This is a genomic window from Pseudobutyrivibrio sp. OR37 (assembly GCF_900113655.1).
Classification (GTDB): domain Bacteria; phylum Bacillota; class Clostridia; order Lachnospirales; family Lachnospiraceae; genus Pseudobutyrivibrio.
On the sequence record NZ_FOQF01000049.1, the window covers coordinates 1 to 13,684 of the forward strand.

The following is a 13,684-nucleotide window of genomic DNA, read 5'->3' on the forward strand; positions in this document are numbered from 1 at the left end:
AAAGCAGCAAAATATAAGACCGCTTTCAAGCATGAAATATACAATCATGCAGTGGTGGAGGTTTCTCTTGCAAAGAACCAAACGAAGCCTCGACCTCTTATTTTCATGCTCAAAAATAATCTATTGGAGAGATAATACACCCTGGAAGATGTTGATTTCAATAGGTTTGTATTAGTAAGCTCTATCTTTGTAATTGTAACTTCTAGAAAGGGGTGATTTTGCAAGACTAAGTGCTGTTTTGACTAGGCGAAATTGGAAGTTAAGTGTACAAAAAAATTAGAACTAGAGGTTAAGTTTGCAAACTGGAGGTCAGGATTTCAATTCAGCGTTGATACAAAATGGCACATAGATTCGCTCATAAAATTGTTAAATCGCTTAGATGTTTCCCTCATTTTTTTGTTCTATAGCCTTGATAATTCGCTCATAAAATTGTATTCTATCTATAGATATTCGCTCATAAAAATGGAGGGTCATATGAAAAGACAAGTATATTCACAGCTTTTAGCATGGAAAAATGATAAAGACAGAAAGCCATTAATACTAGATGGTGCTAGACAGGTTGGAAAGACCTGGATTTTAAAAGAATTTGGGCGTAATGAATATAAAAATGTTGCATATATAAATTGCGATGATTCTCCAGAGATGCTATCGCTATTTTCAGATTATGATATAAAACGTTTATTACGTGGATTCTCTTCGATTTCAGGTGAAGAAATTCATCCCGGAGAGACACTAATAATTTTGGACGAAATACAGTCAGTACCACGTGGAATAACTAGCCTTAAATATTTTTGTGAAAATGCTAATGAATACCATATTGTTGTCGCAGGTAGTTTGTTGGGGGTAAGACTTCGTACAAAGAAAAGTCAAAATAACAACGATGAAAATACAGGGACAGGATTTCCTGTAGGTAAAGTTGATGAAATAAATATGTATCCTATGAACTTTCTAGAATTCGTTGAGGCAACCGGTAATAGTATTTTAGTGGATCAGATTAGAGAACACCGTTGGGAAGAACTCGCAACATTTTCATCAAGGTTAACAGATTTACTTCGTCAATATTATTATGTTGGAGGTATGCCTGAAGTTGTTAAAAAATATTTGGAAGAAGAGAATCTAAAACAGGTCAGAAAAATCCAGCAACGAATATTAAGCGATTATGAGAAGGATTTTTCGACACATGTGCCAGATGAGCTATTACCTAAAGTTATAATGGTTTGGAATAGTATAACCTCACAGCTAGCAAAAGAAAATAAGAAATTTGTTTATGGCGTAGTAAAAAAAGGTGCTCGTGCCAAAGATTTTGAAGATGCAATCCAATGGCTTGTTAACGCAGGATTGATTCATAAAGTTGTAAGAGTTAACAAAGTACAGAGACCGTTAAAATTCTATGAAGACATGAGCGCTTTTAAACTTTTTCTCTCGGACTTAGGCTTATTGGGAGCAATGGCTGATGTCACAGCAAAAGAGGTTTTAACTGGAGAAAACTATTTTGAAGAATATAAGGGGGCATTTACAGAGCAATTCATTGCGCAGGAACTAATATCTCTTGGAGAAAAATTGTATTATTATTCTAAGGAAAATTCTACGTTGGAATTAGATTTCTTAGTTCAAAAAGATGCAGTATATCCTATAGAAGTGAAGGCCGAAGAAAACCTAAGATCAAAAAGTTTAAAAACTATTTATGATGACAATAATGAATTAAAACCAGTTAGATTTTCTATGTCTGGATACAGAGAACAAGAATGGATGGTAAATGTGCCACTTTATTTAGCCGCCGAATGGATAAATTCAATAGAGTAACTTTTTTTGTCTACACTCTGAAGCTGCTGTAACAGACCCCATGACAGGACTTCTAAACAAAGCTTCTTCACAGGAAGAAAATCAAATATAAATAAATGTTGATAGGTACGCCCCCGCATTACTGCGAGGGCGCATTTATTGAAATTTAATTCATGGCTTCAAGACTATCTTTATATAATCTTGTTCTGGTAATGATTACAAAAAATACTAAATCAAGTACAATTGAAACCGGATTAACCAGTGTTTTGTAAACATCACTGAATGGATAGATCATTGCTCCTGTAAGAACGATATTTTCAAACATATGTAAAAAGAATATTGGAAAGACTTTTCTGTGTGAAATAACATATATCGAACTATATACAAGGGAATTTGTTACACACATAAGTACAAAGCATACCGCTAAAAGCATGTTCGAATGAGCCCATTCATACTGAATCTGAGCAGGATAAAAGAACAGTGGTAAATGCCATATTCCCCAGATTAATCCAATAATTATCGAACCTTTTACAACATTCTTTTTATTGATTACCATATCTGAGAGAAAGCCTCTCCAGCCAAACTCTTCAGAGAATGGTCCTGATATCAGCCCCCAAAACAGGAAATAGAAAAACATTAATGGATTCCCCGCAATAAGTTTTAGCCCCTCAAATCCGAGATTTTCTCCTCCATTCATCTTGGATATTGTCTGTGTGACAAAGCACTCAATACATATGAGAAGCAAGCTAATAAATATAGCTAAAATACTTCTTTTATCTGGCACTAGACATCTTTTGAAGAAATCTTTAATATTCTCTTTTTTGTATAAAACAGCGACAAAAATGCCTCCTAAAAGTGATGGAAGCATACCCCCGATAACAAAAAAGATAGATGCAAAGTCAAATGAAGATACCGAAGTCTCTTCTACATTCATTTGTAATACTATTGGCGTAAATTGAAAGAGCCACGTTAATAAAAGTGTAACTATAACAAAAATAACAGCTACCTTTTTCTTGCTTAAATTCTCATTTTTCATGCACTACCCCCTCTATTTTTAGTTAACGCTCTCTCGCTCTGTCACGGTGGTAGGCACCATGATTTTAAGCGGCATGGTGGATTCCTTCAGCATACATCTGTTAAGAAAGAACACTGCTGCCTGGGCAATCTGTGGAAGTGGAATATGAATTCCTGAAAGCTGTGGCTGTGTCATGGTAGCAAGGGCTGTATCGTTGTAGGAAAGGACGCTATAATCCTTTGGAACCGTAAAGCCCGCTGCTTCGATAGCACGTAGCACGCCTATTGCTGTAGGTTCATTGAACGCAAAGAATGCGCTCACTCTGTCGGACTTCTTTGTGCTTGCAAAATATTTTTTAATGCTTTCTGAAGTGCCGCTTGAACCGCTAGGGGTGTCGATATGACATGCCCTCAAATCAGCATATTCCTTTACCACATCATCAAATATACGTCGACGACTTTCGATTATTTTGCCTGCTCTTGAATCCAACGTATATTTAACACCGGTAAATGCAATACTTCTGTGACCTTTATTATACAAATACTCCACGCCCTGCCTGATGCCAGTCTCGTAATCTGGAACAACTGAAGTGTATTTTTCAGTAGCTGGTGATGAATCGATAAATACAATATTTTTGGTCCATTTTTCCATGGCTGCCACCTGAGCCCCTGAAAACTGACCTATTGCAATGATACCATCTACATTTCCGGAAATATTTATGTACTCACCAGTCTCCTCATGAAAACGAAATGCAATAGGTTCAAGCTTCATATCAAAAAGACTTTTTTCTACGCTATTTCGCATGTATATATAGTAGGAGTCCTTGAAATGATCCAGGTCGTATTCCATTTCAACAATTCCCACTTTAAATGATTTTTGTGTTTGTCGATTTTTTTCCACGCGCTGACTAGGGCTTTTATAATTAACCTTTTCTGCAGCTTCAAAGATGGCACTTCTTGTGGATTCTGCTACGCTAAAGGTCTCATCCTCACTAAGCACCCTTGATACTGTTGTAATTGAAAATCCAGTCGCCTCTGATATCTCTTTTAATGTGGCCATATATTCCCCCGAAGTAATAATTTTAGTAAAATTGTACCATTTTTAATAAAAAAAGTCACTCTGCAAGTGGCAGAGTGACCATAAACTACTGGATTATTTACTGAACATCAATGTAAATATTGTTAGATACATTTCCTGTTCCGTTAAAACCAAACTCTACGCTTCCACCATTTGCAATTGATGAGTTCCAATCAACTGGTGTGATTACGTAGTAATCTCCCGATTCCTTAACGTTTACATTCCAGCTTGAATCCATCTTTACTTCGCTCTTCTTAAGCTTAAGTGTCCAACCGTTTACATTCTTTCCTGTGTTGTTGGATACCTTGATGTTAGCTGTGTAACCACTTCCCCAGCTGTTGATTGTAGCCTTAGCTGTAAGGCCGCTTTCAGCTGTTGGCTGTGTAGGCTGTGGGTTTGAAGGCTCAGGATTGCTTGGCTGTGGATTTGAAGGCTGTGGATTTGAAGGCTGAGACTGATTCTGTACAGGCTCGAAAATCCACTCCTGATTTGGATTGCCATAGTATAACCACTGGCATACGTTTGTACCATCTGCCTTCTTGTGCTCATATACATCAACATATCTAACTTCCTTAGAAGCCTTTGTAGCGATTGTATAAACACCGTTCTTCTTTGTGTTCTTTACAACAAACTGCTGTGGATCATGTGCATAAGCATTGTAAATCTGGATGTTAACTCCATCATCACCCTTGCCTTCTGCAACATCAAGCATGTAGTTGCCAAGACCTGACTTAAGTGAAATGTATCCATTTCCTAAGTTTTCAACATACCACTTCTGTCCATCTACACCTGTACCTGTGCTGATGCAAACATTTGTAGCTGCTGCAGCCTTGTTGCCCTCAACTGTAAGGTACTTCTGAGAATTTGTATTCTTAAGGTAGTACCAACCGTTAGCAATGTTTGCTGTAGAGTTTGTGTTTACGTTCTGACCGCTTGGCTGTGTAGGCTGTGGCTCTGGATTTACAGTGCTTCCATTAGCATCTGTTGCCTTCCATCTGTCAAATGCAAAGTTTCCACGGAATACAAGGCAGATATCCTTTGTACCTGAAACGTTCTTTACATTTCCAGTGAAATCCTTGAATGAACCATTTGTGCCAGAGATATTGATTGTGCCAAGAAGTGTTCCATTCTGAGAACCCTCTCTTACTTCAATGCTTCCGTTTCCGTTACTCTGAACTGTTGCAGTGATAGCTGAAACACCCTTTGTAAACTTAACGCCCTTGGTCTTTGTGAAGTCACCATTGTTAATATCAGATACCCAAGCATTTCCATCGCTGTTACCACGGACCTGGATACCAGCCTGAGTAAACATTGTCTCTGCCTGTACCCACTCGTATGGATTAACAGATGGGTTCATAGGAACACCATTTAATGTCTGCTTGATTGCGCTGATTCTTCCATTTGAAACATTAACTCTATCGATGTGAGTTGTTCTGTATCCAAGGTTTCTTCTAACTACCTGTGTCTCAACTGTATGAGTATGATATGCCATGTAGTACTGACCCTTGAACTCAAAAATCTGATGATGATTGTTACCACCAGAACCATTAAAGAATTGAGCTGGGTTTCCCATAATTTCACCCTGATATGTGAAAGGTCCCATTGGGTTACGGCTTGTCATTACCTGGATTGTTGCGTTTCTGAAACCGTCACGGCAGTTCCAGTTTGAGCAGTATGAATAGTAATATGTGTTACCAATCTTATTGATTCCTGAATCCTCGAAAAGATAAGGAGCATCAATCATAGCTGCTGTACCAGATGTGCTTATCATGTCGTTACCAAGCTTGATAACACGTGCTGTTCTTGGATGAGCATCCTGTCCTCTTGGAACACCGCCACCAAAGTAAAGGTAGCCTGTTCCATCGCTATCTATAAGGACAGCTGGATCGAAGAGCCATTCTACATTACAGTTAGGTGTAGATTTTGTAATGAAAGCTCTGCCGATTGGGTCACGCCATGGACCAGTTGGGCTATCAGCTGTTAATACGCCGATTGAGCTTGCATTGTTTGCAAAATAAAGGAAGAATTTATCCTTACCATTAATTCTCTTCCAGCAAACTGTTGGTGCCCATGAGTTGTTAGCCCACTTTGCTGCACCATTTCTGCCTGCAATATTGAAAGCACCATGGTCTGTCCAGTTAACCAAATCCTTTGAAGAATAGCAGTTAAGCTGATTAATCTTTCCATAAGTATTTTCGTTGTTGCCAGCGAATTCTTCACTATCATTTGTAGTGTAAATATAAACTGTATCATTGTATACCATGACACCTGGGTCGGCGCCATAGCTTTGTGTAACTAACGGATTGTTTTCATTATCGCCCTTAACATAGCTTCCATTGATAACTGTGGCAGCAAACACATCCTGTGTCATTCCCGCAAATAAAGCTGCCGACAATGCTAGTCCGAGCATTCTCTTTATAAATTTATTCATAAAATTCCCTCTTAATCATTGTTATCAACAACATGGCTTGAGGGGTTGGAAGTTATTAGTTATTAGTTACCTGACAAATATATTACTGAACATCCATGTAAAGGTTGCTTGAAACGCTGCCTGTACCGTTAAATCCAAACTCAACGCTTCCACCATTATTGATTGAAGAATTCCAATCTACTGGTGTGATTACGTAGTAGTCACCTGACTCCTTAACGTTTACATTCCAGCTTGAATCCATCTTTACTTCGCTCTTCTTAAGCTTAAGTGTCCAACCGTTTACATTCTTTCCTGTGTTGTTAGAAATCTTTATGTTAGCTGTGTATCCACTTCCCCAGCTGTTGATAGTAGCTGTAGCCTTTAAGCCTGTAGCTGCTGGCTGTGGCTGTGGATTTGAAGGCTGTGGGTTAGATGGCTGTGGCTGTGGGTTTGAAGGCTGTGACTGATTCTGTACAGGCTCGAAAATCCACTCCTGATTTGGATTGCCATAGTATAACCACTGGCATACGTTTGTACCATCTGCCTTCTTGTGCTCATATACATCGATATATCTAACTTCCTTAGAAGCCTTTGTTGCGATTGTATATACGCCGTTCTTCTTTGTGTTCTTTACAACAAACTGCTGTGGATCATGTGCATAAGCATTGTAAATCTGGATGTTTACTCCATCATCGCCCTTGCCTTCTGCAACATCAAGCATGTAGTTGCCAAGACCTGACTTAAGTGAAATGTAACCATTTCCTAAGTTTTCAACATACCACTTCTGTCCATCTACACCTGTACCTGTGCTGATAATTACATTTGTAGCTGCTGCAGCCTTGTTGCCTTCAACTGTAAGGTACTTCTGAGAATTTGTATTCTTAAGATAGTACCAGCCGTTAGCAATGTTTGCTGTAGAGTTTGTATTTACGTTCTGACCACTTGGCTGTGTAGGCTGTGGCTGTGGTTGTGGCTGTGGAGCTGGGTTTGAGCCTGGCTGTCCAATCACTTCTGTGTAAGCCTGAATTACCTTGTTGTATGCCTGCTTTGGTGAACCTGGTCTAGAGAACAACAATGGAGCAGAATTGCTAATCCATGTTGTCTGGTCTGAAAGTCCCCACCAAGTAATGCTTGTAATCTTTCCGCCATTCTTCTTAGCCTTGTTGATATTCTTGTAGAGATTATATGCATAGTTAGCCATGTCATAATCACCCTTGTTTGTAATATCCATCTCAGTAATCTGAACTTCAAAGCCTGCTCTTAAGAATGAGTTAAGTGCATTTGTATAGTAATCAACTGAAGGGAAGCCTGTTCCAAGGTGTGACTGCATACCAACACCAGCGCAAACCTTTCTTCCCTGATTGATGTAATTAACAAGTGTAATTACATCATTTACTTCCATATATGTGTTGTAATCATTGTAGAAAAGCTTTACTGAATTTGTAAGCTTGAAGTACTCAAGTGTATCGTAAGCATAGTTAAATGCCTTCTTTACATAAGAAGCATTCTTTCTGTTGTTGCCATAAACTGCTTCCCAACCTGAGTTATTTGCATGTAAAACTTCGTTTGCTACATCCCATGCATAAACAACACTACCATATTGGTTTGTGTATACGTGGTTCATTACTGTTTTTACATACATTTCAAGACGAGCATCCATAACCTGTGGATTTACAAAACCACCATATCCAGCATAATTGCTTCTGAAGAACCATGATGGTGTCTGTGCATGCCATACTAATGTATGAGCTCTCATCTTGAGACCATTGTTATAGCAGATTTTCATAACTTCATCTACTGTGCTGAAGTTAATCTGTGGAACATAAGGCTCACGATAATTATCAGGAATATAATATCCCTGTCGCTTAGCCTGGTCTGTTGGGATAAGTCTAGCCGAACCTCCCAACAAAGCATCTGGTTTCATCTCATTTTCGAGAGTGATACTGTTGAAATGCTTTTTTAAAAATGCTAGCTGATTTGCATCACGAAGCTGATACAAATTGATACATGTGCCTGAATAACCATATGTAGAACCATATGTATTCAGAAGAGTTGTTTCTGCCGCCTGGGCATTGATTGATGGTGTTGATACGCACATTGTTACTGCGCAAGCAACTACCAGGAGCTTGCTCATCAAGCTCTTTAAAAATTTCTTTTTCATCTACATTTCTCCCTTGTAAAATGATTTAACTCATCTCCCCTCAAGCCAAAATTATTTTAACTTAATTCTACTTAACGCAATTGCTAATTCTTGCCATTTAGTAAGCAATTCTTGCTTTATTTCAATAAAGTTACAAATTTGTTGCATAATGCACAAAAATGCCGCAAATATCTTAGGATATTTGCGGCATTGATTTTACTTACTTTATGCTACTCTGAAGTGAGGCTTATGCCATCACTATCTATTGTAATTGTTGCACCCTCATGGATATCTCCACCAAGTATAATTTTGGCAGCCATGGTCTCAACATTCTTTTGAATATATCTTCTAAGTGGGCGTGCTCCGTACACTGGGTCATAGCCCTGATCGATTACAAACTGCTTTGCTGCAGGAGTAAGCTCTATGTGCAGCTGTCTATCAGCAAGTCTGTCGTTTAATTCCTGCATAATCAAATCTACTATTCCACCTATGTTAGCCTTTGTAAGTGGCTTAAACATAATGATTTCATCTAGTCTGTTTAAGAACTCTGGACGGAAGGAATTTCTAAGTTCGTTCATGACCAGCTCATTTGTCGCGTGAGTAATTTCGCCTGTTTCTTCATCAATACCTTCTAGAAGATACTGTGAACCAAGGTTTGAGGTCATGATAATGATTGTGTTTTTGAAATCCACTGTACGTCCCTGGGAATCAGTGATTCGTCCATCGTCAAGCACCTGAAGCAGTACGTTAAATACATCTGGATGAGCCTTTTCAACCTCATCAAAAAGCACTACCGAATATGGCTTGCGTCTTACTGCCTCTGTAAGCTGACCGCCCTCGTCGTAACCTACATATCCTGGAGGCGCTCCGATAAGTCGGCTCACGCTAAACTTTTCCATGTACTCGGACATATCAAGACGAACCATTGCATTTTCATCATCGAAAAGCGCCTGTGCTAAAGTCTTTGCAAGCTCTGTCTTACCTACACCAGTTGGTCCTAAGAATAGGAATGACCCGATTGGCTTTGTAGGGTCCTTGATGCCTGCCTTTGAACGGATGATGGCTTCTGATACAAGCTTTACTGCATCATCCTGTCCCATTACACGCTTGTGTAATTCCTCGTCTAGATGAAGTGTCTTGCTGCGTTCGCTTTCGTTTAGCTTTGCAACAGGAATGCCTGTCCATCTGGAAATGATTCTTGCGATTTCATCCTCTGATACATTTTCATGAACAAGGTTTGCATCCCTTGCCTTCAGCTTTTCTTCTGCTGCTGCAAGCTTGCTTTGAAGCTCTGGAAGTCTACCATACTGAAGCTTTGCCGCCTCCTCAAGGTCATACTTTTGCTGTGCAATCTTTATCTGGCCCTGAACATCATCAAGCTCTTCCTTAACCTTTGCAACATCCTCTACAAGCTTCTTTTCATTATCCCAAGCAGCCTTTTTGGTGTTGTACTCGTCTCTTAATTCAGACAGTTCTTTCTGAAGGTCTGCAAGTCTATCCTGAGAAAGCTTGTCTGTCTCCTTCTTAAGAGCAGCCTCCTCAATCTCTAACTGCATTACTCGTCTGTTCATCTCATCAAGCTCTGCTGGCATTGAATCAAGCTCTGTCTTAATCAGCGCACAAGCCTCATCCACAAGGTCGATGGCCTTATCAGGAAGGAATCTGTCTGAGATATATCTATTTGAAAGAGTGGCCGCTGATACTAATGCGCCATCTGTAATCTTTACGCCGTGGAATACTTCGTAGCGTTCCTTAAGTCCACGCAGGATAGAGATAGTATCTTCAACTGTTGGCTCATCTACCATAACAGGCTGGAAACGACGCTCTAGCGCTGCATCCTTTTCGATGTATTCTCTGTATTCATCAAGTGTTGTTGCACCGATACAGTGAAGCTCACCGCGGGCAAGCATTGGCTTTAACATATTGCCTGCATCAAGTCCGCCGTTGCCATTCTTACCAGCGCCGATGATGGTATGAAGCTCATCGATGAAGAGGATGATTTCGCCGTCAGAATTTTTGATTTCATCAAGGACTGCCTTTAATCTTTCCTCAAATTCACCCTGATATTTAGCACCTGCAATCATGGACCCAATCTCAAGTGAGAATACCTTTTTATTCTTAAGTGCATCTGGCACATCTCCTCGTACGATACGCTGTGCCAAGCCCTCGACTACCGCTGTTTTACCAACACCTGGCTCACCAATAAGCACTGGGTTGTTCTTGGTCTTACGGCTAAGGATTCTGATTACATTTCTGATTTCCTCATCACGGCCAATAACCGGGTCAAGCTTGTTTTCTCTAGCTCTTTCAACCAGGTCGTAACCATATTTTTCAAGTGTGTCGTAGGTAGCCTCTGGATTATCCGTATTTACGGTTTGGTTACCTCTGACTGTTGCAAGCACTGCAAGGAATGCATCTCTTGTAATGCCAAAGCTCTTGAAAATGTTCTTAACAGGAGTGCTAGGCTTTTTGATCATGGCAAGCATCAGATGCTCTACTGAAACGTAGCTATCTCGCATCGCCTTGGCCTCATCCTCGGCATAGGTAAGCACATAATTTAAATGCTGCCCTATTCTGAGGTCACCTCCCTGAACCTTGACTCTAGCCTGTAGCGCTGCATCTACAGCGTTTGTAAACTGAGCCACATCTATATTCATCTTACTAATCAATGAAGGAATCAATCCATTTTCCTGACGAAGCAGTGCCATCAACAAATGCTCCTGCTCAATCTCCTGATTGCCATAATCCATAGCTATCTTCTCACAGGAATTGATTGCTTCAATTGATTTCTGTGTAAATTTCTGGATGTTCATAAATCTCACCTCCACCCTTTTCTCTGTAATTATGTTTTAACACAAAAATTAGCACTCGACAAGTCGGAGTGCTAATAATTTATAATTATTTAATATTAATTAAGACCAAATTCCAATTTCTTCAGCTACACCATTTTTAATAATGATATTTAAACCAAGTCCTGAGCCCATGCATTGTTCAATGTAGTCATTGAACTCTGAACCGCTCATGTACTGTGGCTCGCCTTCGCCGCCACCTGCTAAGAACTTTGTGTTACCATCGATGGCGATGTTGTAAACCTTCTTCTCAAATTTACCAAGCTCTGTGAAACCATCATCAGCGATTTTGCTAAATGATGCATCTACAGCTACATGATCAGACTCTAGCATAAAGCTTGTTGCGTATTCTTCAGCATATTCAGCTGGCTCATTGCTTAATGTTGTGTAGTACACGCCATCTTCTAAATCTGAAGTTGACTGAGCTGCAACATCAGCATTATCTTCATGGAAGCCTTCGTATTCTGTACCATTTTCCAAATTAGCCCATGAGCTTGATTCTACTTTAAGTGTATATGATTCATCATCTGTCTTGCAAAATGAAAGTGTCATAGGGCTGCCGCTTGGGTCGATTGTGTAAAAGGCTACGCCATTTTCAAAAGGCATTACATCCCCTTCATCCATGTTAGCAAGGCCGTAAATAGTTACGCTCATAGCATAGGTGTCACCGTCTTTGTTGATAGTAACCTCGCCTGTTTCTTCGCTAACATAATCGCCTACGTATTCATCTAAGTTGATTGCATTTTCAGTTGCATCATCAGAATTTTCAGCTGCCTGGTTTTCATCTGCCTCTTGTGTTGTAGCTTCTGCATTATTTACAGCCTCTTCTTTGTTTCCACAAGCTGTTGCAGTAAGAGCAAGTGCACACAAAACTACTAATAACTTTTTCATAAACATTTACCTCTTTACTTATATTATGTCCATATATTTTGCAATGCCTATTTTAGCACTATGCCAAGTACTTTTTCAATTCATCCAGGTTTTCAATTGCTATGCGTCTGCCCACGTCATACACTCTTTGAAGCTCATCAGGGTTCTTTTCAGTGGCACCGATGTGAAGTGGTGCATCTGGGCGAATGACAAATACATCACCAGCCGCTTCCTTAGATTTAATATAAGACTTTTGGTTGTTGTACATGTCATGGCGGCCAGCCATTGTAGCTATCATCTTAGGATATTTGCTTAGCATCAGCTTAATCAGTCCCATATATTTCTGAGGCTTTTTCACATAGTCAGCTGGCTGGGTTTCTATTACAAGAATTTTATCACAGCCCTGAGATTCCATAAATTTAAGAGGGATGGAATCAGACATGCCACCATCAAGATATACCCCACCGTCAATCTCCACTGGGCGTGAAACAACAGGCATAGATGCCGATGCTCTAATCCAGCTTATATCAGCTCCCTCAGGGGTGGCATCGTAATTATCGCATTTGTGGTACACGGCCTGGCCAGTTGTAATATCTGTTGCCACACAATAGAAATCCATAGGATTGCTATAAAATGTATCCACATCCCAGATATCTAATTCATAAGGAAGAGTGCCGTAGCAAAATGGCACATTGTAGATATCACCAGTTTTTATCAGCGACTCCATGCTGGCATATCTTTTGTCCTTGCAATATTTTTTGTTGTATCTTAGTGGCCTGCCAATCTGCTTTGATTTATAGTTCAATCCAAATGTGGCACCAGCAGATACCCCCACCGCACTATCAAATTCAATTCCATTTTCCATGAGAACATCGATTACTCCGCAGGTAAACATGCCCCTCATGGCACCGCCTTCCATAACTAGTCCTTTTTTCATAAGCACTTCCTTCTCACATTTATTTTTTATAACAGTATATTACTTTTTTTCCTTCATAGTAAATCAGTAGTTACTATCTATAAGCAATATGTTCATTTAAGCTAGTAGCTCTTTTTCGCATCACTACTATCTATTATTAATTTTTCCTTTCAGATAGTAGTCTCTGCCTAAAACACTACTATCTATTTTTATTTTTTCCTTTCAGGTAGTAGTCTCTGCCTAAAACTCTACTATCTATTTTTATTTTTTCCTTTCAGGTAGTAGTCTCTGCCTTAAAATGGACCCCATAGAGTGGACACGTTAATAAATAATTAGGAAGTATTTTTTGTAATGAATCCATAATGTGGACACATTTTACTATGGATTTTATCTTCATAAAGATTAGAAAACCAATAGTGGACACAGATTTGGCAGTCAATTGCTGATATAATTAGCAATGGAAGGATAATTTTTATGAAGAAGAAAGAACGTGTTTACTCAGATGAACAAATTAGCATACTTGAACAGAATCCATACACTCACTCTGTTACCCCATATAGGCTAACTTTCACATTAGCTTTTAAAGAGTTTTTTATGTCTCAAGTATATAAGCCAGGAATGACTT

Annotated in this window: 8 protein-coding genes; 1 reads left to right on the top strand and 7 read right to left on the bottom strand. The window is 39.4% G+C overall.

Annotated features, from left to right (window positions below; translation table 11 throughout):
- The first annotated feature begins 474 nt into the window (after positions 1–474).
- Complete coding sequence (locus BM097_RS15170; protein ID WP_090552323.1) at positions 475–1,803, top strand: ATP-binding protein; 1,329 nt, start codon at positions 475–477, stop codon at positions 1,801–1,803.
- A gap of 145 nt (positions 1,804–1,948) precedes the next feature.
- On the opposite strand, the gene BM097_RS15175 is transcribed toward BM097_RS15170, so the two are convergent.
- From BM097_RS15175 to BM097_RS15205, 7 genes are all read right to left on the bottom strand, one after another.
- The gene (locus BM097_RS15175) at positions 1,949–2,818 is read right to left on the bottom strand and encodes a CPBP family glutamic-type intramembrane protease (protein WP_090552327.1); all 870 of its coding nucleotides are present in this window, start codon (positions 2,816–2,818) and stop codon (positions 1,949–1,951) included.
- A gap of 18 nt (positions 2,819–2,836) precedes the next feature.
- Positions 2,837–3,856, bottom strand: coding sequence for a LacI family DNA-binding transcriptional regulator (locus tag BM097_RS15180; RefSeq protein ID WP_090552331.1), 1,020 nt, complete (start codon positions 3,854–3,856; stop codon positions 2,837–2,839).
- Positions 3,857–3,953: 97 nt separating this feature from the next.
- The gene (locus tag BM097_RS15185; protein ID WP_090552336.1) at positions 3,954–6,305 is read right to left on the bottom strand and encodes a family 43 glycosylhydrolase; all 2,352 of its coding nucleotides are present in this window, start codon (positions 6,303–6,305) and stop codon (positions 3,954–3,956) included.
- An 82-nt stretch (positions 6,306–6,387) separates the two neighbouring features.
- Positions 6,388–8,445: an endo-1,4-beta-xylanase gene (locus BM097_RS15190; RefSeq protein ID WP_177197486.1), complete on the bottom strand. Its 2,058-nt coding sequence runs from the start codon at positions 8,443–8,445 to the stop codon at positions 6,388–6,390.
- A gap of 209 nt (positions 8,446–8,654) precedes the next feature.
- The gene (clpB, locus tag BM097_RS15195; RefSeq protein WP_090552339.1) at positions 8,655–11,237 is read right to left on the bottom strand and encodes an ATP-dependent chaperone ClpB; all 2,583 of its coding nucleotides are present in this window, start codon (positions 11,235–11,237) and stop codon (positions 8,655–8,657) included.
- Between the two features lie 99 nt (positions 11,238–11,336).
- Positions 11,337–12,164, bottom strand: coding sequence for a hypothetical protein (locus BM097_RS15200; protein ID WP_090552343.1), 828 nt, complete (start codon positions 12,162–12,164; stop codon positions 11,337–11,339).
- A gap of 58 nt (positions 12,165–12,222) precedes the next feature.
- A complete protein-coding gene (locus BM097_RS15205; protein ID WP_090552347.1) occupies positions 12,223–13,080 on the bottom strand; it encodes a patatin-like phospholipase family protein in 858 nt (285 codons plus the stop codon).
- Between the last annotated feature and the right edge of the window lie 604 nt (positions 13,081–13,684).

Excerpts from the sequence above, each read along its gene's own strand:
- BM097_RS15170 (WP_090552323.1), top strand. The coding sequence starts at position 475 with ATGAAAAGACAAGTATATTCACAGCTTTTAGCATGGAAAAATGATAAA.
- BM097_RS15175 (WP_090552327.1), bottom strand. The coding sequence starts at position 2,818 with ATGAAAAATGAGAATTTAAGCAAGAAAAAGGTAGCTGTTATTTTTGTT.
- BM097_RS15180 (WP_090552331.1), bottom strand. The coding sequence starts at position 3,856 with ATGGCCACATTAAAAGAGATATCAGAGGCGACTGGATTTTCAATTACA.
- BM097_RS15185 (WP_090552336.1), bottom strand. The coding sequence starts at position 6,305 with ATGAATAAATTTATAAAGAGAATGCTCGGACTAGCATTGTCGGCAGCT.
- BM097_RS15190 (WP_177197486.1), bottom strand. The coding sequence starts at position 8,445 with ATGAAAAAGAAATTTTTAAAGAGCTTGATGAGCAAGCTCCTGGTAGTT.
- clpB (WP_090552339.1), bottom strand. The coding sequence starts at position 11,237 with ATGAACATCCAGAAATTTACACAGAAATCAATTGAAGCAATCAATTCC.
- BM097_RS15200 (WP_090552343.1), bottom strand. The coding sequence starts at position 12,164 with ATGAAAAAGTTATTAGTAGTTTTGTGTGCACTTGCTCTTACTGCAACA.
- BM097_RS15205 (WP_090552347.1), bottom strand. The coding sequence starts at position 13,080 with ATGAAAAAAGGACTAGTTATGGAAGGCGGTGCCATGAGGGGCATGTTT.